9 protein-coding genes are annotated in these 24,511 nt (G+C 72.6%); 8 read left to right on the top strand and 1 reads right to left on the bottom strand.

The genetic code is table 11. From position 1 onward, the window contains the following. Positions 1–288 precede the first annotated feature (288 nt). The 5 genes from AB0959_RS03725 (at position 289) to AB0959_RS03705 (ending at position 7,145) form a co-directional block, all read left to right on the top strand. Positions 289–2,964: a LuxR C-terminal-related transcriptional regulator gene (locus AB0959_RS03725; protein WP_366824622.1), complete on the top strand. Its 2,676-nt coding sequence runs from the start codon at positions 289–291 to the stop codon at positions 2,962–2,964. Between the two features lie 206 nt (positions 2,965–3,170). Next, positions 3,171–3,380: a DUF5988 family protein gene (locus tag AB0959_RS03720; protein ID WP_366824621.1), complete on the top strand. Its 210-nt coding sequence runs from the start codon at positions 3,171–3,173 to the stop codon at positions 3,378–3,380. Between the two features lie 129 nt (positions 3,381–3,509). Continuing rightward, positions 3,510–4,877 carry a crotonyl-CoA carboxylase/reductase gene (gene ccrA, locus AB0959_RS03715; protein WP_366824620.1) on the top strand — a complete coding sequence of 456 codons (1,368 nt, stop codon included), beginning with the start codon at positions 3,510–3,512 and terminating at the stop codon, positions 4,875–4,877. After that, positions 4,874–5,866: a ketoacyl-ACP synthase III gene (locus AB0959_RS03710; protein ID WP_366824619.1), complete on the top strand. Its 993-nt coding sequence runs from the start codon at positions 4,874–4,876 to the stop codon at positions 5,864–5,866. The genes ccrA and AB0959_RS03710 overlap by 4 nt, the downstream gene beginning before the upstream one ends. Positions 5,867–5,924: 58 nt before the next feature. Beyond that, entirely contained in the window at positions 5,925–7,145 is a 1,221-nt protein-coding gene (locus tag AB0959_RS03705) for a cytochrome P450 (RefSeq protein WP_366824618.1), read from the top strand. 93 nt (positions 7,146–7,238) lie between these two features. On the opposite strand, the gene AB0959_RS03700 is transcribed toward AB0959_RS03705, so the two are convergent. Further along, on the bottom strand, positions 7,239–8,450 hold the full coding sequence (locus AB0959_RS03700; protein WP_366824616.1) for a cytochrome P450: 1,212 nt from the start codon (positions 8,448–8,450) through the stop codon (positions 7,239–7,241). Between the two features lie 183 nt (positions 8,451–8,633). Here AB0959_RS03700 and AB0959_RS03695 point away from each other — a divergent pair, with 183 nt between their 5' ends. The 3 genes from AB0959_RS03695 to AB0959_RS03685 all read left to right on the top strand — a co-directional run. Further along, positions 8,634–9,170 carry an NlmOI gene (locus AB0959_RS03695; RefSeq protein WP_366824615.1) on the top strand — a complete coding sequence of 179 codons (537 nt, stop codon included), beginning with the start codon at positions 8,634–8,636 and terminating at the stop codon, positions 9,168–9,170. A 59-nt stretch (positions 9,171–9,229) separates the two neighbouring features. Continuing rightward, on the top strand, positions 9,230–17,929 hold the full coding sequence (locus tag AB0959_RS03690) for an SDR family NAD(P)-dependent oxidoreductase (protein WP_366824614.1): 8,700 nt from the start codon (positions 9,230–9,232) through the stop codon (positions 17,927–17,929). Between the two features lie 31 nt (positions 17,930–17,960). After that, a partial coding sequence (locus tag AB0959_RS03685; RefSeq protein ID WP_366824612.1) for a type I polyketide synthase occupies positions 17,961–24,511 on the top strand: 6,551 nt, incomplete at its 3' end.

Below are 24,511 nucleotides of genomic sequence, written 5' to 3'. Positions count from 1 at the left end.
TGGGGTCTTGGCTATCTTGGTCGTCAGGTCCCGCCGACCTGCTGGACGGTGTCGTACGAGCAATTCACCAGACACTTCGGACGGGTTTCTCTGTACCGCGGCGAGGAGGTCGGTGTCATCTTTACCGGTGCGGTGTTCGGCGCCGTGAACGAAAGCTTGGCAACGCTGCTACCGCCTGACGCTCTGCGTGTCCGTTCTGCGTCGATCCTGTGGAATCGGCAGAACGAGGCGGATGTGATTGGGGTTACGTACATGCTAGTTACCGGCCGAGACGAAAAGCTGCGGCGCATGCGATCACTGTTCGCCGAGTGCGAGCGGGGCGGGGCCATGACCGTCGTGCTGGAAGGCGGTGTCGGCTGCGGCAAGACCGAACTGATGGAGAGTTTCGCGCAACAGGCCGCGCAGTCCGGAGCGGTTGTCCTCGGAGCCGGCGACGTCGGCTGCCCCACGGTGTCCGGGACGAGTTCCGACACCTCCACCGGTTCCGCGGAGTTCCAGGAGTTCTGCGACAGGCTCGCCACGCCGGCGGAGCGCTCCCCCGTGGTGGTCTGTCTCGACGACCCGCAGGGGCGGGAGGAGCTGAGCTGGAGATGGCTCCTCGAGGCCGTCCGGCGGCGGCTGCGGAACAGCCGTGTGATGCTGGTCGTCACCCTTCTGCCCTTCGACGGGTCCCTCGGGCCCGCCGTCCACTGTGATCTGCTCCGGCAGCCCAACCTCCACCGGATCAGGCTGCGCCCCCTGGACCGGGAGCAGACCGGCGAGCTGTGGCAGGCACTGCACGACGGGCCGTTCGACGACACGGTGGCGGAGCAACTGCTCGCCGCGAGCGGTGGGAATCCGCTGCTGACACGTGCTATGTCCGAGGAACTGGCCATGCACGGCAGGACCCGCCCCGCAGCGTCGTGGCCGTGCCCCCGGGGCCTGTTCGTGCAGGCGGCCCTGGACTGCGTACGGGACAGTGGACCGCTGGCCGAGTCCGTGGCCCTGGGCATGGCCGCGCTGCGGGAGTTCTCCGAGCCTGAGAGCCTGGCGGCCGTCCTGCGCCTCGACCCCGGCGCGATCACCCGTGGGGGAAACCTGCTGGACGCGGCCGGCCTGCTCGACGACTGGCGGCTGAGGCATCCGGTGATCGAGTCGGCGGTACTGGAACACGCGGCGCGGGACCGGCGTGCCGAGATCCTCCTCCGAGTGGCCGAAGTGCTGCGGGAACGGGGAGCCGGCGCCCGCGCGACAGCCCGCTACCTGCTGGAGACCGGCGTGGCGGCCGAGTCCTGGCAGCTGGCGACCCTGGAGCGGGCGGCCGCCGAGGCACTGGACGAGGACGACGCGCAGTTCGCGGATGCCTGTCTCGAATTCGCCCACGACTCCTCGACCGACTGCTGGGACCGGGCCCGGATAGTGCTGAAGCGCTCCGTGGTGCGGATGCGAACCGAGCCGTGGCGGTCCGAGCAGCAGTACCTGGAGGACATGGTCCGCGGCGAGTGCGCGCACGGGACCCAGTCCTGTCAGGCCCGGTCCGTCGTGACGGCACGGCTGCTGATCGGCTGTGGACGCGTGGAGGAGGGGGCCGCGGCACTCCGTGCCCTGCGCCCCCCCTGCGCGGAGAGCCCGGACGGGGACGGCCACTCGGGCTGCTTGGACGGAGGCTGGCCCTGGCTCTTCTGCGTCACTGCCGGCATACCGGATGTCTGGACCCTGCGCATGCCGGCGGACGAGACCGGGGCCGACGGGGCGGCAGGCAGCGGTGGCCTGTCCTGCGACAGCACCCCCTTCAACTTCTGCTTCGACCGGCATCACGTCCGGATGCGCGAGGTGCACGAGATCGAGGAACAGCTGAGGACCTCGGTGCTCGGCGACACCACGCTCGCCCTGATCGTGCCCGAACTGCGGCATCTCATGGCCGCGGGCCGCCAGGACCTGGCGGACGCGTGGTGCACGTACTTCCAGTCCGAGGCGGCCCGGCGCGGCGTCGAGGGCTGGCGGCACGTCTTCATGGCCTTACGGGCCGAGATCGCGCTCGCCCAGGGGCGGCTGGCCGACGCGGAGACGTATGCCCGGGAGGTCGTGGAACTGGGCGGGGAGGTGCCGAGCCACTGGCTCTGCGGGGGACCGCTCACCGTACTCATCACCGTGTGCACCGCGAACGGGCAGTACGAGGAGGCCGCCCGTCTCCTCGACCGGCCGCTGCCCGACGGGTTCTTCCGCAGCGTCTACGGGCTGGAGTACCTCAGGGCCCGCGGCTCCTTCCTGCTCGCCGTCAACCGGCCGCAGCTCGCACTGTCGGACTTCCTCGCCGTGGGCCGCCGCACGGAGCGCTGGGACCTGCCCCCGCATGCCCAGCCCACCTGGCGGATCGACGCGGCGGAGGCGTGGCTGCGGCTCGGCAACCGCAGTGAGGCCGAGGAACTGCTGGCCGCCCACGACTCGGTCGCCCATGCCGCCGGCGCAACCGCCACCGGTCTGTGGCTGCGTGTGCGGGCGCATCACTCCGACACCCGCGAGCGGCCCGGGCTGCTCACCCGGGCCGCCGAGCAGCTTCAGGTGTCCGGGAACATCTGGGAACTCGCGCGCGTCCTGGCCGACCTCGCCGAGGCGTACCAGGACCTCGACCAGTCCGCCCGCGCCGACCTGACGCTCCGCAGGGCCCGGCAGCTGGCGGACGAATGCGGCTCCGGTGCCCTCCACGAGCGGATCGCCTCCCTCGGGCTCGGCGGCTCCGCCGCCCGCCGTGCCGCGCGCGGGCCCCTCAACATCCCGGATCCCGCCGCCAAGCTCAGCGATTCGGAACGGCGTGTGGCGGTGCTCGCGGCGCGCGGGCTGACCAACCGGGAGATCTCCGCCGAGCTCTACATCACCGTGAGTACGGTCGAACAGCACCTCACTCGCGTCTACAAGAAACTCGACATCACCTCCCGCCAGGAACTGCCCCTGCACATCGAACTGAAGCTGCCGGAAACGGCGTGAGCGGATCCAGCCCCTCCGGAGAAACCGGGGTATTCCCGCCACCCCTGTTCCCGCTGTAACCCGCCCCGGGCGCCATAGGGGAACATAGGGGTTGTCCGCAAAAGCCGCCCACTGCCAGATTGCGTGACAACGGACCCGCTCCGGAATCGGAATCGGAATCGGAACACGATTAGGCCGTGCCTTCACGCTGATCGGAGAATTCCCCCATGGCAAACTTCAAGGCCCTGCTCTTCGGCGGTCCCTCCTCCCTGCCGGACCACGAGAGGACACAGTTCGTGACGTCGCTGACGGAGAAGGTCAAGCATCGCCTCGGCGCGGGCTACGAACACTTCGTCCACGACGGCGAATTCACCACCGTCGACGGCGAGGAGGTCGCCGTCTTCCGATGGGCGGCCCGGACGGCCGTAGCCGAATAAGCACCGGACACATCGATCGGCGCCCCCGAGCCGGATTCAGGGGGCGCCGCACACAGTGAGGGGTGGCGTTAGGGGGCGGAGCCTCGCCTAGCGTCGGCGACATCAACAGAGGTACAAGGAAAGGCCGTCATGGGTTCTGTGACTGATGCGGTGCTGGCGGGCGCGAGCCCAGGGGACCTCGAACGTGCGCCCCTGCCCGAGGAGTTCACGGCCGCACATCTGCGGATCGAGGACGTGGACACGTTCCGGGACGTGGCCGACAAGGACGTGCGCAAGACCTTGAGGGTCGGCCCGGTGCCGATGCCGGAGCCGGCACCCGACGAGGTCCTGATCGCCGTCATGGCCAGCTCGATCAACTACAACACCGTGTGGTCCGCCACCTTCGAGCCATTGCCGACCTTCCGTTTCCTCGCCTCCTACGGCAAGCAGGGCGGCTGGGCCACCCGCCACGACCAGCCGTTCCACGTCCTCGGTTCGGACGCGGCCGGCGTCGTCGTCCGGGTCGGCTCGGCCGTGCGGCACTGGCGGGTCGGCGACCACGTCCTCGTCAACGCCGCCTGTGTTGACGAACAGGAAGCCGTCACCCAGGCCGACGGCATGCTCGGCGAGCACCAGTTGGCCTGGGGCTACGAGACCAACTTCGGCGGCCTCGCCCACTACTGCCTCGCCCGCGCCAGCCAGCTCATCCCCAAACCCGCCCACCTCACCTGGGAGGAGGCCGCCTGCGTCCCCGCCTGCGCCGGCACCTCCTACCGGATGCTGGTGTCGGACCGCGGGGCCCGGATGAAACAGGGCGACGTCGTACTGATCTGGGGCGCGACCGGCGGTGTCGGCGCCTACGCCGTGCAGTTCGTCAAGAACGGCGGCGGTATCCCCGTCGGCGTCGTCGGCTCCGCGCGCAAGGCCGAGGCGCTGCGCGCACTCGGCTGCGACATCGTCATCGACCGCGAGGAGATCGGCATCGGCGCGGGCGACGGCGACAACGTCGAGCAGGCCGTCGCCGATGGCAAACGGCTCGGCCGCGCCATCCGCGAGGCGACCGGCGAGGACCCGCACACGGTCTTCGAGCACGTCGGACAGGCCACCTTCGGGATGTCCGTCTTCGTGGTGCGCCGCGGCGGCACCGTCATCACCTGCGGCTCCAGCACCGGTTACCGGCACCGCTACGACAACCGCTACCTGTGGATGAAGCTCAAGCGAGTGATCGGCAGTCACGTCGCCAACCTCCAGGAACAGTGGGAGTGCGCACGGCTGTTCGGCCAGGGACGGATCATGCCGGCGATGTCGTCGCTGTTCCCGCTGCGGGAGGTCGGCGAGGCCACACGCCTGGTGCAGCGCAACGAACACATCGGCAAGGTCGGGGTGCTGTGCCTGGCCCCGGAGCCCGGCCTCGGTGTCACCGACCCCGAACTGCGGGCCCGTATCGGCGAGGATCGGCTCAACCCCCTGCGTCCCTTCGCCGCCGAAGCGCCCGGTGCCCTGGCGGTGACGTCGTGACCGCCCACATCGGAATCCTCGGCACCGGCTCCTACCTCCCCAAGGAGGAGATCACCAACGAGGAGATCGCCCGCCGGGTGCCCGACATCACCGCCGAGTGGATCGGCCGCCGCACCCTGATCCGGGGCAGGCGGTACGCGGCACCGGACGAGGCCACCTCGGACCTGGCCCGGCACGCCGCCACCGCGGCCCTGGAACAGGCCGGCGTGACGGCGGACCGGATCGACCACCTCATCGTCGCGACCTCCACCGGCGACGCCCCCCTGCCGCCCACCTCGTCGCTGGTGCAGAACGCGCTCGGCGCCCACCGTGCCGCCGCCTTCGACATCAACATCGCCTGCGCCGGCTTCGTCTACGCGCTCGACGTCGCCCGCGCACTCGTCGCCCAGCGCCCCGGCACGCTCGGCCTGGTCATCGGCGCCGACCTGTACTCACGGTTCCTCGACTACGGCGACCGCGGCACAGCCGTCCTCCTCGGCGACGCCGCCGGTGCCGCCGTGATAGGGGCCGTTCCGGAGCCGTACGGCATCCTGGACGTCGAACTCGCCGGACGTGGCGACGCCCACGAGCTGATCTGGATCGAAGGAGGCGGAAGCCGCGTCCCCGCCTCCGCCGACACCGTCGCGAACGGCGGCCACTACCTGCGGATGATCGGCCGCGGTGTCGCCGACTTCGTCATGCGGAACGTGCCCCCGATGATCGACCCTCTGCTGCGGCGCACCGGCACCACCCGGGACGAGATCACGCACTTCGTCCCCCACCAGGCCAACGGAGTGCTTCTCGGCGAGCTGGTCGAGCGCTGCGGCCTCACCGGCGCCCGCACCCATACCCCGCTCGTCAAGTACGGGAACATGGGCGCCGCTTCGGTACCCGTGGCCCTCGACGAGGCCGCCCGTGCCGGTTTGCTGGCCGACGGCGAACTGCTGCTGCTGGCCGGGTTCGGCGCGGGCATGGCGGCCGGACTGTGCCTGCTGCGCTGGCAGGCCTGAGCTCCGTACGCCGTTTCCGCCTACTCCCACCGGCTCTCGCACCGAAGGAACGTGCCCCATGGCCGACGCCACCCGTGCCAAGGACGTCGACGTCCCGATCATCAGAAGCTGTCCGTACGCGCCGCCCGAGGAGTACCGCACCCTGCGCGAGGCGGACACGCCCACACCGGGGCGTCTGTACAACGGGCAACCTGTCTGGTTCGTCACCCGCTACGACCAGGCGCGAGCCGTCCTGGGCGACCCCCGTTTCAGCTCCGACATCACGCACCCCGGATATCCCATCTACGCCGAACTCCTTGAGGGGTTCCGGGCCTTTCCGCTGCTCAACACCATGGACCCGCCGCAGCATTCGGCGCAGCGCCGGGCGGTCGTGAGCGAGTTCACGCTGCGGCGCGCCGAAAGTCTCCGCCCCGCGATGCAGCGGAAAGCCGAAGAGCTGGTGGACGCCATGGTCGCGCGAGGAAACTCGGCGGATCTGGTGAGGGAATTCGCCGAGCCCTTCGCCGGGACCATCACCTGCTGGTCCCTCGGAATGGACTACACCGATCTGCAGAAGTGGCTGGACGCCAGCCGGGAAACTCGGACGAAGGCCGCCTCCGCGGTCGACACGGAGCAGGTCGGTGCCGACATCGTGCACCAGATCCTCGCATTGCAGCAGTACTTCCAGAAGTTCGTCGACACGAAGACGGAAAACCCGGGCGACGACCCCATCAGCCGCGTGGTCGAAAAGTACGTGAATGCGGGAACGCTGAGCAAGGACGAACTCGTCAAACTCTGTTTCGTGATATTCGTCGCGGGCCAGTCACCGGTCAAGGCGATGATCACCATCGGGGTCATGCGGCTGCTTCAGGAGCCGGAGCAGGCGACCGCCGTCGGCACGGACCCGCAGCGTCTGCCCGCCGCCGTCGACGAACTGACACGACTGATCAGTCCCCTGGATCTGATGCCGCGTGTCGCACTGGAGGACGTCGAGGTGGGCGGGCGGCTCATCCGCGAGGGCGAGGGCGTGGTGGTGTCGGGCACCGCCGCCAACCACGATCCGGCCGAGTACCCGGAACCCGGCAGGCTGGACGTCCGGCGTGCCGGACGTGGGCACCTGGCCTTCGGCTCCGGTGCCCACCACTGCCTCGGCGCCAACCTGACCAAGGTCGGCCTCGAAGTCGCCTACGGCGCCCTCTTCCGCCGCCTGCCAGGCCTGAAGCTCGCCCTGCCGACCGAGGAGGTCTACGACAGGCCGAGCTGGCACCCCGAGATCGAGCGGATGCCGGTGACCTGGTGAGGCCCGGCTGACGCGGGTCGTACGAGCAGAGGGCCTGTACACCCTGCCCGGGGTGTACAGGCCCTCTGCCGCAGGCGCGAGCCCGCGTCGTCCTCAGACCGGTACCTCGACCGTCAGCCGGCGTGGGCCGACCACGTTCTTCGGGTGGTGATACGCCACCGCGTCAGCGCCCCCGGCCACAGTCAGCTCCGGGAACCGGTCCAGCAGCAGATTGAGGACGATCCGCGCCTCCAGGCGGGCCAGCGGGGCACCCATGCAGAAGTGCAGGCCCTGCCCGAAGCCGAGGTGGCGGCCCTGGTCGCGGTGGAGGTCGAAGGAGTCGGGGGCGTCGAACCGCTCGGGGTCCCGGTTCGCCGACACCGTCCACAGGGTGAGCACCTGGCCGGCGGGGATCTTCTCGCCCCCGAGTTCCGACTCCCGCGTGGTCATCCGCACCAGACGGGAGAAGGCCGGGCGCAGTCGCACCGCCTCCTCCACCGCCGCCGGCACCAGGGACCGGTCCCGGCGAACGGCGGCCAGCGCACCGGGGTTCTCGTCCAGGCACAGCACGGTGCTGCCGAGGACAGCCGTCGTGGTGATGTGACCGGCCATCAGCAGCGTGCCGGCGAAACCGATGATCTCGTCGTCGTCCAGCTGCCCGTCCTCCGTGCGGGCCGTGACCAGCTGGCTGATCAGATCGTCCCGCGGTGCGGTGCGGCGCTGCTCCACGTGCTCCAGCATGTAGGCGCGCATCTCCCGGGCCGTCTGCGTGAAGGCGAGCACGTGCTCCTCGGTGGGCAGCGCGCTCTCCCCGCCGCCGTTGGCCGCGATGAAGGCGAGTGCCCACTTCTCGAACAGGGGACGGTCCGTCACCGGGATGCCGAGCAGTTCCGCGATCACGAACACCGGCAGGGGATGCGTGACCGCCTCCACCAGGTCGAACCGGTCGCGGCCGGTCACGGCGTCGATCAGCTCGGTGGCCAGCTCGGTGATCCGCGGCTCAAGACCGGCCACCAGCCGCGGTGTGAACGCCTTGCTGACCAGCGACCGCAGCCTGCGGTGCTTCGGCGGGTCCATGCCGACCACGTTCCCCTTCGCCATCCATGCCGTGTCCGGCTGGACCGGAATGACGGCCGACATGTCGCTGGAGTACGTCGCCGTGTCCGACAGGACGCGGGAGACGTCGGCGTAACGGAAAACGTGCCAGAGGCCGGGAAATGCATCCGGCATCACCGGGCTTTCCTGCCGGTTCTTCGACAGCCAGGCGAGCAGCGACGGAAAATCGTCCTGCGTTTCGGGGGTCGGATACTGCTGTTCGGTGGTCATCGTCTCGCTCCTTCGGGAAGGAACCGGACGGTGAGCCGGTCCCGTCGCCGAGAGCCTAATGTCGTCCGTACGGCTCAAACACCCCTAGCCGGGATCCGCCGCCCCCGAACAATCCGGTCCCGCACCCCTATTTGGTTCGGCCGGGCTTGTGTCCGGTGATCGCCGGTCCATAACTTCGCCGCTATGAGCGCACAGTCCCAGCCGTCCCCGGACGAGCTCGCGCGGGATTCCGTTCCCGCCGATAGCGGTGCAGTCGTCTTTCCGGAACGCCCCGAAATCCCGGTGGAGATGAAACAGCTCGACTTCCTCCTCGGAGAATTTCGCGTCGAATACACCAACCTGACCACCGAGCAGGTCACCACGGGTTCAGCGACCTGCACCACCCGCCCGGTGGCAGACGGCCGGTTCTACGAAATGACCCAGCGCGTCGCCGTCCCGGCCCCCGGCATCGTCGCCGCATACCTCATCGGCTGGAGCGCCGTCGATCAGGCTTTCACCAGCTTCTACTACGACGACTGGGGACATCACGGCACGCTCACCGGCCCCGGCTGGGACGACGGCCACTTCAAGATCGCCGGGGACACCGCCGTCTTCGGCATGCGCCACCGCTTCGTGGACGACTACGAGGTGATCGACGACGACCACTTCGTGAAGCACGGCTACATCGACGTCGACGGCCAGTTGGTGCCCGGCGACATCCTGCACTTCCACCGGAGCTGAGCCGCCCGGCGGGGCTCTCGACCGACGCTGACCGTTCTTGACCCTTTGGAGGGAAGCGGATGCCGGGTGTGTCCGAGGCGATCGCCGTAGTCGGCATCGCGTGCCGGCTGCCGGGAGCCGGGAATCCGGCGGAGTTCGCCGATCTGCTCGCCCGGGGCGGCGACGCCGTCACCGAGGTGCCGGCCGACCGCCGGGACGTGCTCTCCGGGGCGCCGGGTGTCCCCTCCCGGGGCGGATTCCTCCGAGCGGTGGACCGGTTCGACGCCGCCTTCTTCGGGCTCTCACCGCGGGAGGCAGCCGCCATGGACCCGCAACAGCGCCTGTTGCTCGAACTCGGCTGGGAGGCCCTGGAGCACGCGGGCATCATCCCCGCCGGGCTCCTCGGCAGCCGTACGGGAGTCTTCGCCGGGACACTCGCCGACGACTACGCCGCACTCGTCCGCGCCGGCGGCCCGGAAGCCGTCACCCCGCACACCTTCACCGGGGTGCAGCGCTCCCTCCTCGCGAACCGGGTCTCGTACACCCTGGGCCTACGGGGTCCGAGCCTGACCGTCGACACCGGTCAGTCCTCCTCGCTGGTCTCGGTCCACCTTGCCGTCGAGAGCCTGCGGCGCGGCGAGTGCACCCTCGCCCTGGCCGGGGGCGTCAACCTCATCCTCTCGGCCGACAGCACCCGCGCCGTCGCCCGGATCGGCGCTCTCTCCCCGGACGGCCGCTGCCACACCTTCGACGCCCGCGCCAACGGATACGTCCGTGGTGAGGGCGGTGGCCTCGTCGTCCTCAAACCGCTCTCGGCGGCGCTCGCCGACGGGGACACGATCCACTGCCTGATCCGCGGCAGCGCGGTGAACAACGACGGCGGCGGCAGCGGACTGACCGTCCCGGACCCCGAGGCGCAGCGCGAGGTGCTCCTGCTCGCCTGCGAGCGGGCCGCCACCGATCCCGCCGCCGTCCAGTACGTCGAACTGCACGGCACCGGTACCCCGGAGGGCGACCCCGCGGAGGCCGCCGCGCTCGGCGCCGCCCTGGGTGCCGCGCGACCGGGCGGAGCCCTCCTGCGCGTCGGCTCGGTCAAGACCAACATCGGCCACCTGGAGGGCGCCGCCGGAATCGCGGGCCTCATCAAGGCCGTACTGTGCCTGCGCGACGGGCAGTTGGTGCCGACGCTCCATCACGACGCCCCCCATCCCCGCATCCCGTTGGACGAGCTGCGGCTGACCGTTCAGCGCACCGCCGAGCCCTGGCCGGACGGCACGGGACCACGGGTCGCCGGCGTCAGCGCGTTCGGCCTCGGCGGCACGAACTGCCATGTGGTGCTGTCCTCGTGGGACGGACCGGAGAGCACGGCGTCCGGCGAAGGAGGGGAACCGCAGGACGTCTCCTCGTCGCCCTGGATCCTCTCCGCCCGCACCCGCGAGGCCCTGGCCGAGCAGGCGCGGCGGCTGCGCGACGCCCTCCACGACCAGCCCGGTGTCACTCCGGCGGACGTGGGGCACGCTCTGCTGACGACCCGCACCCGCTTCGCCCACCGCGGTGTTGTGCTCGGCGCCGACCTGCCCTCCCGGCTCCGGGGCCTGGCCACGCTGGCCGACGGCGGATCCTCGCCCGCCGTGGTCACCACTCCCGGTCCGGACGCGCCCCCGGCCGGACCGGGAGCCGTCTTCGTGTTCCCCGGACAGGGCTCCCAGTGGGCCGGCATGGCGGTCGGACTCCTCGACGGCGACCGGGCGTTCGCCGCCCGCTGGCGGGAGTGCGAAGAGGCCCTCGGGGACTGTGTCGACTGGTCGCCGACCGAGGTGCTGCGTGCGGTCGCCGACGCACCGGACCTGGACCGGGTCGAGGTGCTCCAGCCCGTCCTGTGGGCCGTCATGGTCAGTCTGGCCGAGGCCTGGCGCTCGTACGGCGTGGAGCCCGCGGCGGTCGTCGGACACTCCCAGGGCGAGGTCGCCGCCGCCTGCGTGGCCGGCGTGCTCTCCCTGGCGGACGGCGCGCGGATCGCCGTGCGCCGTGCGGAACTGATCGGCCGGAACCTCTCGGGGTACGGCGGCATGGTCGCCGTACCCGAGTCGGAACCGGTGGTGCGGGCCCGGCTGGCCGCGCTCGACGGGCGGGTCGAGATCGCCGCCGTCAACGGCCCCGACTCGGTGGTCGTGGCCGGTTCTCCGGACGCGCTGGAGGAACTCCTCGCCTCCTGCGGCGCGCAGGACGTCCGCGCGCGTCGCGTCGCCGTCGACTACGCCTCCCACTCATCCCACGTCGAGGCCGTCCGGGAGGAACTCCTCGACGCGCTTGACGGCATCACGCCCCGGCAGGCCCGCGTGCCGCTGCACTCGACCGTCGAACCAGGGGTGACCAACCCCCTGCTGGACGGCGCCTACTGGTACCGGAACCTGCGGGAGACCGTCGCCTTCGAACCCGCCGTCACGGCGCTGGCCGAGGCGGGACACCGCGTCTTCATCGAGATCAGCCCGCACCCGGTGCTGACCACCGCGGTCAGCGCGATCGTGGAACGGACCGGCGCGGAACCGGTGGTCGTGCCGACCCTGCGCCGCCACCACGGCGGCCCCGAGCAGCTCACACACTCCCTGGCCCAGGCGTTCGTCGGGGGAACCGACGTGGACTGGACGGCCGCCTACGCCGGACACCGGCCCGGCCGGCGGGTGGAGCTGCCCACCTATCCCTTCCAGCGCCGCCGACACTGGCTGACCGCGGAGGGCCCGGCCGCTGCGGCGGCCGAGGCAGACCCGGTCGCCCCGCCGGCCTCGACGGGCCCGACAGGCCCGGCCGACCAGGCGGCGCAGCGGCCCGAAGCGCCCGCGTCGGCCCCGGCTCCCGCACCGGTGCCGTCCGCCCGTCGCGCCCCCGCCGACCTGCTGGGGCTCGTACGGACGGAGGCCGCCGCCGTGCTCGGTCACGAGGGCGCGGCCGACATAGCGCCCGGGCTGACCTTCAAAGACCTCGGATTCGACTCGCATCTCGCCCTCGAACTGCGGGGTCGCCTCAGCGCCGCGACGGGACGGCGCCTGCCCACCACCGTGCTCTTCGAACACCCCACGCCCGCCGCTCTCGCCCGGCACCTGAACGGGGACGAGGCCGGGCAGGACCGTACGGCGCCGACGGCCGCGCAGGCCGCCACCGAACCGATCGCGATCATCGGCATGGCCTGCCGGCTGCCCGGCGGCATCACCGGCCCGGAGGACCTCTGGCAGGCCGTACGGGACGGAGCCGACGCGATCGGCCCGCCACCAGCCGACCGGGGCTGGGACGACACGGACCACCGGGGCGGCTTCCTTGCCGACGCCGCCTCCTTCGACGCAGACCTCTTCGGCATCGCCCCGCGCGAGGCCCTGGCGATGGACCCGCAGCAGCGGCTGCTCCTGGAGACCGCGTGGGAGGCCGCCGAGCGGGCCGGCATCGCGCCCTCGGCGCTGCGGGGGACCCGGACCGGCGTGTACGTCGGCGCCATGTCCCAGGACTACGGCCCCCGACTGCACGAGGCTTCGGACGACTTGCGCGGGTATCTGCTGACCGGCAACACGGCCGGCGTACTCTCCGGCCGGCTGTCCTATGTCTTCGGCTGCGAGGGCCCGGCCGTCACCGTGGACACCGCGTGCAGCTCCTCGCTGGTCGCCCTCCACCTCGCCGTCGAGTCGCTGAGGCGCGGTGAGTGCTCGATGGCGTTCGCCGCCGGTGTGGCGGCGATGGCCACGCCTGGCCTGTTCAGCGAGTTCGCACAGCAGAACGGGCTGTCCGCCGACGGCCGCTGCAAGGCGTTCGCGGCGGCGGCGGACGGGACGGGCTGGGCGGAGGGCGTGGGCGTGCTGCTCGTCGAGCGGTTGTCGGACGCCCGCAGGAGCGGCCACCGGGTCCTCGCGGTCGTCCGAGGATCGGCGATCAACCAGGACGGCGCCTCCAACGGGCTGACCGCCCCCAGCGGACCCGCCCAACAGCGGGTGATCCGGGACGCGCTGGCGAACGCGGGACTCTCGCCGGCCGACGTGGACGCGGTGGAGGCGCACGGCACGGGGACCCGGCTCGGCGACCCGATCGAGGCGCAGGCCCTCATCGCCGCGTACGGACAGGACCGCCCGGGGGACCGGCCGCTGTGGCTCGGCTCGTTGAAGTCCAACATCGGCCACGCCCAGGCCGCGGCCGGCGTCGCGGGTGTCATCAAGACGGTCATGGCGATGCGGCACCACGCGCATCCCCGCACCCTGCACGTCGACGAACCCTCACCCCACGTGGACTGGTCGACGGGCGCCGTACGGCTGCTGACCGAGGCGCGGGAGTGGGCGACGGAGGCGGGGCGACCCCGGCGGGCGGGCGTGTCGTCGTTCGGGATCAGCGGGACGAACGCCCATGTCGTGCTCGAAGAGGGCGAGGACGCGGGTGCGAAGCGGGGAGCGGGCGGAGGAGGCCTGGAGGGCGCAGCCGGTGAGCGGTCGTCCGCGGGCGGTGCGCCGGACGCGGGGACCTTCGCCGACCTGAAAATTCCGGTGGACTTCTCGGACGCCCTCCCCGTACCGCTGGTGCTGTCGGCCGCGACCGAGGACGCGCTGCGCGCACAGGCGCAGCGGCTGCGCGCCCGGCTGACCGGCGGCCTGCCCCGTGCCGGACTCGGTGGAATCGGCCACGCGCTGGCCGTCACCCGTTCAGCGCTCCCGCACCGGGCCGCCGTCGTCACCGCCGACCGCGAGGAGGCGCTCGCCGGACTCGGCGCTCTGGCCGCCGGCGCCGAGACGCCCCACACGTTCAGGGACACGGCCGGGGACGGCCGGACCGCGTTCCTGTTCACCGGACAGGGCAGCCAGCGGCCCCGGATGGGCCTCGGCCTGTACGCCGCCCAGCCCGTCTTCCGCGCAGCCCTGGACGAGATCGCCGGCCACCTCGACGCGCACCTGGAGCACCCCCTGCTGAAGGTGCTCGCCCACGAACCGGAACTCCTTGATCGCACCGAGTACGCCCAACCCGCCCTGTTCGCCCTGCAGGTGGCGCTTTTCCGGCTGCTGGAGCACTGGGGGCTCGCCCCCGACCACCTGTTCGGGCACTCCGTCGGCGAACTCGCCGCCGTCCACGCGGCAGGAGTGCTGTCGCTGTCCGACGCCTGCGCACTGGTCGCCGCCCGCGGCCGGCTGATGCAGGCGCTGCCCGGCGGCGGCGCCATGGCGGCGCTGGCGGTCACCGAGCAGGAGATCCTGCCCGACCTCGCCGGACGCGAACACCTACTCGGCCTTGCGGCGGTCAACGGTCCGGCAGCCGTGGTGATCTCCGGTGACCGTGACGCGGTCGAGGAGATCGCCGGGATCTGGGCCGGGCGGGGCCGCCGGACCCGCATGCTCCGGGTCTCCCACGCCTTCCACTCACCGCACATGGACCCCGCACTCACCGAGTTCGAGCGCGTCGCCCGCACCGTGACCTTCCATGACCCCGCCCTGTGTGTGGTCAGCGGCCTCACCGGGGAACCGGCGGCCGGGGACGACCAGCGCTCCGCCGGTTACTGGGTCCGCCACGCCCGGCACACCGTGCGCTTCCACGACGGAATACGCCGGCTGCGGGCCCTGGGCGCAACTGGGTACGTCGAACTCGGGCCCGACGGGGTGCTGTCGGCGATGGCTCAGGAGTGCCTGGCCGACGGCGGCGGGCGAATCCCGCCGGTCCTGGTGCCACTGCTGCGCAAGGACCGGCCGGAACCGTCGGCCGCCGTCGCCGCCGTGGCCCGTCTGCACCTCGCGGGCCACTCGCCCCACTGGCCGTCGGTGTTCTCCGGCCATGGGCCCGCCGACCCCGACGACCTGCCCACCTACGCCTTCCGCCGCCGCCGCTACTGGGCCTCGCCGGAACCGTCCGGCTCGGCCGGGGCACCCGGCGCGACGACGCTCGACCATCCGGTGCTCGCCGCGGCCGTCGGCCTCGCGGGCGCCGGGCACACCCTGCTGACCGGCCGGGTCTCCCTGTCGACCCATCCGTGGCTGGCGGACCGCACCGTGGCGGGGACCGCCGTGGTGCCGGACGCCGTCCTGCTGGACCTCGCCCTCACCGCGGCCCGGGAGACGGACGCCGGGCAGGTGACGGAGCTGCGGCCGGACGTCCCGCTCGTCCTGCCGGAGCACGGCGCGCTGGCGGTTCAGGTCCTCGTCGGTCCCGAGGACCCGCGAGCCGGGGACGGCGCCCGACCGATGTCGGTGCACAGTCGTCCCGACGGCGGTGACGGGCCGTGGACCCGCCACGCCACCGGCCTCCTGGGCCCGCGCACCGCGGCGACGGCCGAGGGACCGGGACCCGGCCAGTGGCCACCGGAGGACGCGACAGAGGTGGACGGGTCCGAGACAGCACTGTTCTACGACCGGGCCTCGGCCGCCGGAACCGTGTACGGGCCCGCCTTCCCCGGCCCGGTGAGGGTGTGGCGGCGCGATACGCGACCGCACGGCGCGGACGCGGTGGAACTCCTGGCCGAGATCGAGGTCTCGGACGCCGGAGGATTCGCCCTCCACCCGGGACTGCTGGAAGGCGTCCTGCACACGCTGCTGATGGCCGCCCCGCCGCCAGGCGGCGATCACCGGGCCGTCGCATACGCGGAGGCGGTCCTGCACACGGCCGGTGTCTCCCGCGTGCGAGCCCGGATCACGCGCCGGGACGACGGCACCGCGACGGTCGGCCTCACCGACCCCGCCGGCCGGCCCGTCGCGACGATCGGAGCGCTCACCCCCCGCGCCCTGCCCGAGACCGTCCCCTCGGCGGACGGCGGGAGCGCGGGCACGGCGTACGAGCTGGCTTGGCGGCCGGTCGGGACCCCGCCCGGCGTTTTTGACGGCGGATGGGCGCTCGTCGGCGACCTGGCGCTGCCGGACCACGCCGTGCCCGGGGCCGCTCGCTTCGCGGACCTGGACGCGCTGGCCGCCGGTGTGGTGCCGGAGGTCGTGGTGATCGGTTGTGCGACCGGCCCGGATCCGGCCGTCGTCGATCCCGCCGCCGTCGATCCCGCCGGTCGCGCCCGTGCCGCCGCGCACCGGGCCGCGCGGATCGTCCGGGAGTGGCTGGCCGACGACCGGTTCGCCGACGCCCGACTGGTCGTCCTCACCCGGCGTGCGGTGCCCGTGGACGGTGACGACTGCGACCCGGCCGAGGCCCCTGTGTGGGGGCTCCTCCGGGTCGCCCAGACCGAGCATCCCGGCCGTTTCCTCCTGGTCGACCTGGACGACGACCGGGCCTCCGCCGAGGCCCTGCCGTCCGCCGTTGCCGGCAGTGAACCGCAGCTCGCCCTGCGCGGCGGCCTGGCCCACGCACCGCGCATCGTCCGTCCCCGTACGGGCGGGCAGGTCACCGCGGCCGCACCTGCCGCCGCCGTACCGGCGTTCGACCCGGACGGTACCGTCCTGGTCACCGGAGGCACCGGCGCCCTGGGCCGTCTCGTCGCACGTCGTCTCGTCACCCGGCACGGCGCACGGAACCTGCTGCTGGTCAGCCGACAGGGCTCCAACGCCCCGGAAGCGGCGGCCATCGCGGCGGAGCTGGGCGCACGGCCGGACGTCCGGGTGACCGTGGCGGCCTGTGACACCGCCGACCGCGCCACGCTCACCCGACTGCTGGCCGCTGTACCCGAGGACCATCCCCTGACCGCCGTCGTGCACACCGCCGGCGTCGTCCGTGACGCCGTCACCGAGGCCATCGACCCCCGTGAACTCGACGAGGTGCTGCACCCCAAGGTCACCGCCGCGTGGCTGCTCCACGAACTGACCGCCGGGCTGGGCCTGTCCGCGTTCGTTCTGTTCTCGTCCGTGTCGGGCATCCTGGGCGCCGCCGGACAGGGCGGCTACGCGGCCGGCAACACCTTCCTCGACGCGCTGGCGTCGGAGCGGCGCGCTCAGGGGCTGCCCGCGGTGTCCCTGGCGTGGGGCCCCTGGGGTCCGAGCGGCGGCATGACCAGCGCGCTCACCGACACCGACTTCCGGCGCATGGCCCGCACCGGTCTGCGACCGCTCACCGAGGAGCAGGGCCTGACGCTCTTCGACGCGGCCCTGAGCAGCCCGGGCCCCGCCCTGTTGCTGCCGATGGCCCTGTCCCGCCCGGCGATCCGGCGTGCCGCGCAGGCCGGCCGGGCGTCCTTCCTCCTCCGCGAGTTGGCCGGTGCGTCGTGGCGCGACCCGGCCGTCACCGCAGCCGCCCCGCAGGGTCCCGCCGACACCGGTACGCGCGACGCCCCCCTCAGGCGGTTGCTGTCCGGCCGCGCCCCGCGGGAACAGGAGGCGCTGCTGCTGGAGCAGGTCCGGGCTCACGCCGCGGCGGTGCTGGGCCACCGTGGCAGCAGCGGCATCGACGCGGCCCGCACCTTCAAGGAACTGGGCTTCGACTCGCTTATGGGCGTCGAACTGCGCAACCGGCTGAGCGCGGCCGGCGGCCGACGGATGCCGGCCGGACTGCTGTTCAACCATCCCACCCCGCTCGCGGTCGCCCGCTATCTGGGCACCGGCGTCGGGGCCGGAGCCACGACCACGGCCTCACTCGACGAGGAACTCGGGAAGCTGGAGGCCCTCCTCACAGAGGCACCGGCGGACCGGGCCGCGGCGGAGCGGGCCGCCGGGCGGCTGCGTGCCCTGCTGGCCAGATGCGAGGGCGCGGCCGGCGCGCACGGGACGAACGGCACGGGGAGCGGCGGCGACAGCCGCGGCGCCGAGGCGGACGACGGCGTGCGAGCGGCACTCCGGTCGGCCACGGCCGACGAGATCTTCTCCTTCATCGACAACGAGTTCGGGGCGCGCTAGCGCGAGCGCCGGGAATGCGGGAATGAGCCACATGGCTGAGGAAGAGAAGCTGGTCGGATACCTCAGGCGCGTCACGGCCGAACTGCACGAAACCCGTCAGAGGCTGCGTCAGGCGGAGGACGACGCCCGGGAGCCCCTCGCGATCGTCGGCATGGCCTGCAGGCTGCCCGGCGGCGTGGATTCCCCGGAACGCCTCTGGGACCTGCTCGCGAACGGCGACGACGCCATCGACACGGTGCCGCACGAGCGGGGCTGGAGCACGTCCGTGCCGGGTGGCTTCCTCCCCGACGCGGGCGACTTCGACGCGGACTTCTTCGGCGTCTCGCCGCGGGAGGCCGTGGCCATGGATCCTCAGCAGCGGCTGCTCCTCGAAGCCACCTGGGTGGCGTTCGAACGGGCGGGCATCGACCCGAGGTCGCCGGAGGCCCGGCGGACCGGTGTGTACGCCGGACTCGTCGCCCAGGACTACGGCCCCCGGCTGGACGAGGCCGACGAGGACGTCAGCGGCCATGCGCTGACCGGTACGACATCCAGCGTGGCCTCCGGGCGCGTGGCGTACACCTTCGACTTCCAGGGCCCGGCGGTGACCGTCGACACGGCCTGCTCCTCCTCACTGGTCGCCCTGCACCTGGCGGCGCAGGCACTGCGCCGCGGGGACTGTGACCTCGCCCTGGCGGGCGGCGTCACGGTCATGCCCACGCCCGGTCTCTTCCTCAACTTCGAACGGCAGGGCGGGCTCGCCCCGGACGGCCGCTGCAGGGCGTTCGCGGCGGCGGCGGACGGCACCGGCTGGTCCGAGGGAGTGAGCCTGCTGCTGGTGGAGCGGCTGTCGGACGCCCGGCGCCGGGGCCACCCGGTTCTGGCGGTGGTGCGCGGCACGGCGGTGAACCAGGACGGGGCGTCGAACGGCCTGACCGCGCCCAACGGCCCCGCCCAGGAACAGGTCGTCCGCCAGGCGCTGGCGGACGCCGGGCTGTCCGCGGCCCAGGTCGACGCGGTGGAGGCGCACGGCACCGCCACCCGTCTCGGCGACCCCATCGAGGCGGAGGCGCTGCTCGCCACGTACGGGCAGGGCCGGCCGCAGGGGCAGCCGCTGTGGCTGGGCTCGCTCAAGTCCAACATCGGCCACACCCAGGCCGCCGCCGGAGTGGCCGGCGTGATCAAGATGGTCATGGCGATGCGGCACGGGCTGCTCCCGAAGACCCTCCACGTGGACGAGCCGACACCGGAGGTGGACTGGTCGGCGGGTGCGGTGGAACTGCTGACGCAGAGCCGTGAGTGGCCCCGGACGGGGCAGGTACGCCGGGCCGGCGTGTCGTCGTTCGGCATCAGCGGCACGAACGCACACGTGGTCCTGGAACAGCCGGAGGAGGACAAGGAAGACGCGGAGACCCCTGACCACCCCGGGCGCACCGGTACCGCCCCCTTCACCACCCTGCCGTCCATCCCCTGGGCGCTGTCCGCGAAAAGCGGCGCCGCGCTCACCGACCAGGCCCGTAACCTGCACCACTTCGCCGCGGGGCTGCCCGGCAACGACGGCGGCGGGCCGGTGGAGGCCATCGGCTGGTCACTCGCGACCACGCGCGCCGCGCTCGAGCACCGTGCCGTCGTGACCGCCTCCGACCGCGAGGGGCTGCTCGACCGGCTCGCCGGGCTGGCCGAGGGAGGCCTGCCGACGGGCGTCGTGCGGGGGACCGCGGCGGGTCCCGCCCGTGTCGTCCTGGTGTTTCCGGGACAGGGGGCGCAGTGGGCGGGCATGTCCGTCGACCTGCTCGACTCCTCAACCGTGTTCGCCGGCCGTATGGCGGAGTGCGAGGCCGCCCTCGCTCCGTTCACCGACTGGACGCTCACCGACGTACTGCGCTCACCGGACGCCGCCGCGCTGCTGGAACGCGTGGACGTCGTCCAGCCGGTGCTGTGGGCCGTCATGGTGTCGCTGGCGGAGCTGTGGCGCTCGTGCGGAGTGCGGCCCGACGCCGTCATAGGGCACTCCCAGGGCGAGATCGCCGCCGCCGTGGTGGCCGGAGGGCTGTCCCTGGAGGACGGTGCCCGTGTGGTGGCCCTGCGGTCCCGTGCGCTGCTGTCCGTGTCCGGACGCGGGGGCATGCTGTCGGTCTCGGCGCCCGCCGACACGGTGCGCGAGCACATCGTCCCCTGGCAGGACCGGATCGCCGTCGCAGCCGTCAACAGCCCGGGCACGGTGGTGGTCGCGGGCGACACCGGCGCCCTGGAGGAACTGCGGACCGCCTGCGAACGTGACGGCATACGGGCCAGGCGCGTCGCGGTCGACTACGCCTCGCACACGCCCCAGATGGACGCCGTGGAGGACCGGCTGGCCGAACTCCTGGCCCCCGTCCGCCCGCGCTCCAGCGACGTGGCCTTCCACTCGGCGCTGACCGGCGGCCGTCTGGACACCACCGAACTGGACGCCGGCTACTGGTACCGGAACCTGCGGCACACCGTGCGGTTCGAACAGGCCGTCCGCGCCCTGCTCGACACCGGACACACCCTGTTCATCGAGGTCAGCCCTCACCCCGTGCTTGTCTCCGCGCTTCAGCAGAGCATCGACGCCACGGATGACGGGACCGCCGCCGCTCTCGGTACCCTCCGCCGCGGCGAGGGCGGACGTCCCGAACGCTTCGTCGAGGCACTCGCCGAGGCGTACGTCCACGGTGCCACCGTCGACTGGCCGGCCCTCTACGGCGGCAGCGGCACCCGCCTCGACCTGCCCACATACCCCTTCCAGCGCACGCGTTACTGGCCCGAGGCCATCCCGGGCGTGCCGGTCGCGGATCCCGCCCACGAGGAGTTCTGGCGGGCGGTGGAGGAGCAGGATGCCGCCGGGCTGGCCACCACGCTGGCACTGGGGGACGAGGAGCCGGCGTTGCGGACGGTGTTGCCCGCGCTTGCCTCCTGGCGGCGGGGGCGCCGGGAGCGGGCGACGGTCGACGCGTGGCGGTACGGCGTGGAGTGGCGCGCGTTGTCCGACCCGGCTGTTCCGGCGGCGTTGCCGGGTACGTGGCTGGTGGTGGTGCCGGAGGCGTTCGCCGGAGATCCGGATCTCGTCGCGGTTGCCGACGCGGTCCGTGAGCGGGCCGGGCGCGGCGTCTTGCTGACCGTTGCCCCGGATGACGGCGTGGACACTCTCGCCGACCGCATCCGCACCGCGCTGGACGGCGACCTGGCCGGTGTCCTCACCCTCGTGGGGATCGACACCTCACCGCACCCGGCCGCCGCCGTGGTCCCCGCCGGCCTGGCCATGACCCTGACCTTGGTGCGGGCGCTCGCCGCCGCGGACGCCGCCGCACCGCTGTGGTGCCTGACCCGGGGAGCGGTGGGTGTGGCCGATGACTCCGGCCCGGCGCACCCGCTTCAATACGCGGTCTGGGGGCTGGGCCGCTGTGCCGCCGTGGAAGTCCCGGACAACTGGGGTGGCCTGGTCGACCTGCCGGGCGCGGTCGACGCCGTCACCATCGGCCGGTTGCTCGGGGTGCTCGCCGGAGCGACGGGTGAGGACCAGGTGGCCCTGCGCCCCGGTGGCGCCTTCGTCCGTCGCCTGGTCCGCGTCGCTGCCCCGGCGCCGGGGAGGGGCGGTTGGTCTCCGCGGGGCACGGTGGTGGTGACAGGCGGTACAGGGGCGTTGGGTGCGCATGCGGCGCGCTGGCTGGCGAGGGAGGGCGCGGAGCATCTGATCCTGCTGAGCCGGCGGGGGACGGCCGCTCCTGGTGCGGACCGACTCGTCGCCGAACTGGAGGAGTCGGGTGTCCGGGTGACGGTGGTGGCCTGCGACGCGGGGGATCGTGCGGCGCTCGCGGCGGCCATGGAGGGTCTCGGAGAGATCCGAGCCGTCGTGCACGCGGCGGGCGTCGGCGTCTACGGCCCGCTCGACACGGCGTCCGTGGACGACCTGGCCTCTGTCCTGGAGGGCAAAGTCGCCGGCATCGACCATCTGGAGGCCGTCCTCGACCTCGAACAGCTGGACGCCGTCGTCTACTTCTCCTCGATCACCGCTGTGTGGGGTGCGGGCGATCACGGTGTCTACGCGGCGGGCAACGCGGTCCTGGACGCGCGGGCGCAGTGGCGCCGTGCGGACGGGGTGCCGGCGTTGTCGGTGGCCTGGGGGCCGTGGGCGGGCGGCGGCATGGTGACCGGCGGCATGTACGACCAGTTGCGGCATACGGGTCTGCCGGTCATGGACCCGGGGGCGGCCATCACGGGTCTGCGGACGGTCCTGGCGGACGGCCTCGTGGACGGGGGGGCCTCGGTGATCCTGGCGGATGTCGACTGGGAGCGGTTCGCGGAGGTGTTCACCTCGGGCCGGCCCAGCCGCCTGCTGGACGACATTCCACAGGCGTGTGCGGCCGCCCCTGAAAAGGCTTCCGGGGGTGCGGCGGCGCCGGCGTCCGAGTTCGCGGGGCGGCTGGCGGGTCTGGACGAGGGCGCCCGCCTGCGGGCGTTGCGTGATCTGGTGCGTGAGCACGCGGCAGCCGTCCTGGGACACGCGGATCCGGAGGCAGTCGATGTCAAACGGGCGTTCAAGGAGCTGGGTTTCGATTCGCTGACAGCGGTCGACCTGCGCAACCGGCTGGCCACCGCGACCGGTCTGCGGCTGCCCAGCACTCTCGTCTTCGACCACCCCAACGCGACCGCGCTCGCCGCGTTCCTGGGCTCTGAGGCGCTCGGGACGACCGATCGCCTCACGGTGCCGGTGCCGGCCGTGCGCGGTGCCTTTGACGATCCGGTGGTCGTGGTGGGGATGGGCTGCCGTTATCCAGGTGGCATCGGCTCGCCCGAGGAGTTGTGGCGGACCGTTGTGGACGGGGCCGATCTGATCAGCGCGTTTCCCGGTGACCGGGGGTGGCCGCTGCACCGGTTGTACGACCCGGAGGGGACGAGCCCGGACTCCAGCTACACGGAGCACGGTGGCTTTCTGCGGGACGCCGCGCTGTTCGACGCCGGGTTCTTCGGTATTTCGCCGCGTGAGGCGGTGGCGATGGATCCGCAGCAGCGGTTGCTGCTGGAGACGTCGTGGGAGGCGTTGGAGCGGGCGGGTGTCGATCCCCGGGCACTGCGCGGCAGCCGTACCGGCGTCTACGTCGGGGGCGCACAGATCGGCTACGAAGCGGCGCTCGCCGGTGCCCGGGACGCGGAGGGCTATGTGCTGACCGGCACCAGCGGTGGTGTCATGTCCGGCCGGATCTCGTACACGCTCGGTCTGGAGGGCCCGGCGGTCACGGTCGACACGGCCTGCTCCTCCTCCCTGGTGACCCTGCATCTGGCGGCGCGGGCTCTGAAGGCCGGCGAGTGCGATCTCGCCCTGGCCGGTGGGGCGACCGTGATGTCCGGTCCGGCGCCGTTCGTCGGCTTCAGCCGTCAGGGGGCGCTGGCCCCGGACGGTCGGTGCAAGTCCTTCGCGGCGGCGGCTGACGGGTTCGCGTTGGCGGAGGGCGCGGGTGTGCTGGTGTTGGAGCGGCTGTCGGACGCGCGGCGAAACGGGCATCCGGTGCTGGCGGTGGTACGGGGTTCGGCGGTGAACCAGGACGGTGCGTCGAACGGGTTGACGGCGCCGAACGGCCCGTCGCAGCAGCGAGTGATCCGCGCCGCCCTCGTCGACGCCGGACTGACCCCCGCCGACGTGGACGCGGTGGAGGCGCACGGCACGGGAACCCGGCTGGGGGACCCCATCGAGGCGCAGGCGTTGCTGGCGACGTACGGGCAGGACCGGGAACGGCCCCTGTACCTGGGGTCGTTGAAGTCGAACATAGGTCATACGCAGGCGGCTGCGGGTGTCGGTGGTCTGATCAAGACGGTGGTGGCGCTGCGGCTCGGGGTGTTGCCGAAGACGCTGCACGTGGATGAGCCGACACCGGAAGTGGACTGGTCGTCGGGCGCGGTGGAGTTGCTGACGCGGGCGCGGGAGTGGCCGGAGTCGGGGCGTGCGCGGCGGGCGGGGGTGTCCTCGTTCGGGATCAGCGGGACCAACGCCCACGTCATCCTCGAACAGGCCCCGGAAGCCGTGCCGGAGTCCACCGGACCGGCCACGCGTTCCCCGCTCCACCTGCTTCCCGTCATCCCGTGGCCCGTCTCGGCCCGCGGCGAGGCCGCGCTCCGGGAGCAGGCGGCCCGGCTGCTCGACGCCCTGCCGGCCGAGCCCACCGCGGCGGACACGCACGATATCGGTCTCACTCTCGGCGCGCACCGCGCGGCCCTGGAGCACCGTGCCGTCATCGTCGCGTCCCGCCCGGACGAGTTCCGCGCGGCCCTGGCCGCCCTGACGGACGACCGCCCGACACCGGGTCTGGTGAAGGGGGTGGCGTCCGAGAACGGTCTGGGCTGGGTGTTCTCGGGTCAGGGGTCGCAGCGGGTGGGGATGGGGCGTGGGTTGTACGGGGCGTTTCCGGTGTTCGCGGCCGCCTTTGACGAGGTGTGTGCGGGCTTTGAGGGGTTGCTGCAGGGGCCGGGCTCGTTGAAGGAGGTTGTCTTCGAGGGTCCGGCGGGGGTGTTGGAGTCGACGGGGTGGGCGCAGCCGGCGTTGTTCGCGGTGGAAGTGGCGTTGTTCCGGTTGGTGGAGTCGTGGGGTGT

The organism is Streptomyces sp. NPDC046862 (genome assembly GCF_040704615.1).
GTDB lineage: Bacteria > Actinomycetota > Actinomycetes > Streptomycetales > Streptomycetaceae > Streptomyces.
This window is presented reverse-complemented; position numbering and strand designations above follow the sequence as displayed.

What these genes read in the sequence shown, in the direction of transcription:
- AB0959_RS03725 (WP_366824622.1), top strand. Translation starts at nt 289, where the DNA reads ATGCGATCACTGTTCGCCGAGTGCGAGCGGGGCGGGGCCATGACCGTC.
- AB0959_RS03720 (WP_366824621.1), top strand. Translation starts at nt 3,171, where the DNA reads ATGGCAAACTTCAAGGCCCTGCTCTTCGGCGGTCCCTCCTCCCTGCCG.
- ccrA (WP_366824620.1), top strand. Translation starts at nt 3,510, where the DNA reads ATGGGTTCTGTGACTGATGCGGTGCTGGCGGGCGCGAGCCCAGGGGAC.
- AB0959_RS03705 (WP_366824618.1), top strand. Translation starts at nt 5,925, where the DNA reads ATGGCCGACGCCACCCGTGCCAAGGACGTCGACGTCCCGATCATCAGA.
- AB0959_RS03700 (WP_366824616.1), bottom strand. Translation starts at nt 8,450, where the DNA reads ATGACCACCGAACAGCAGTATCCGACCCCCGAAACGCAGGACGATTTT.
- AB0959_RS03695 (WP_366824615.1), top strand. Translation starts at nt 8,634, where the DNA reads ATGAGCGCACAGTCCCAGCCGTCCCCGGACGAGCTCGCGCGGGATTCC.
- AB0959_RS03690 (WP_366824614.1), top strand. Translation starts at nt 9,230, where the DNA reads ATGCCGGGTGTGTCCGAGGCGATCGCCGTAGTCGGCATCGCGTGCCGG.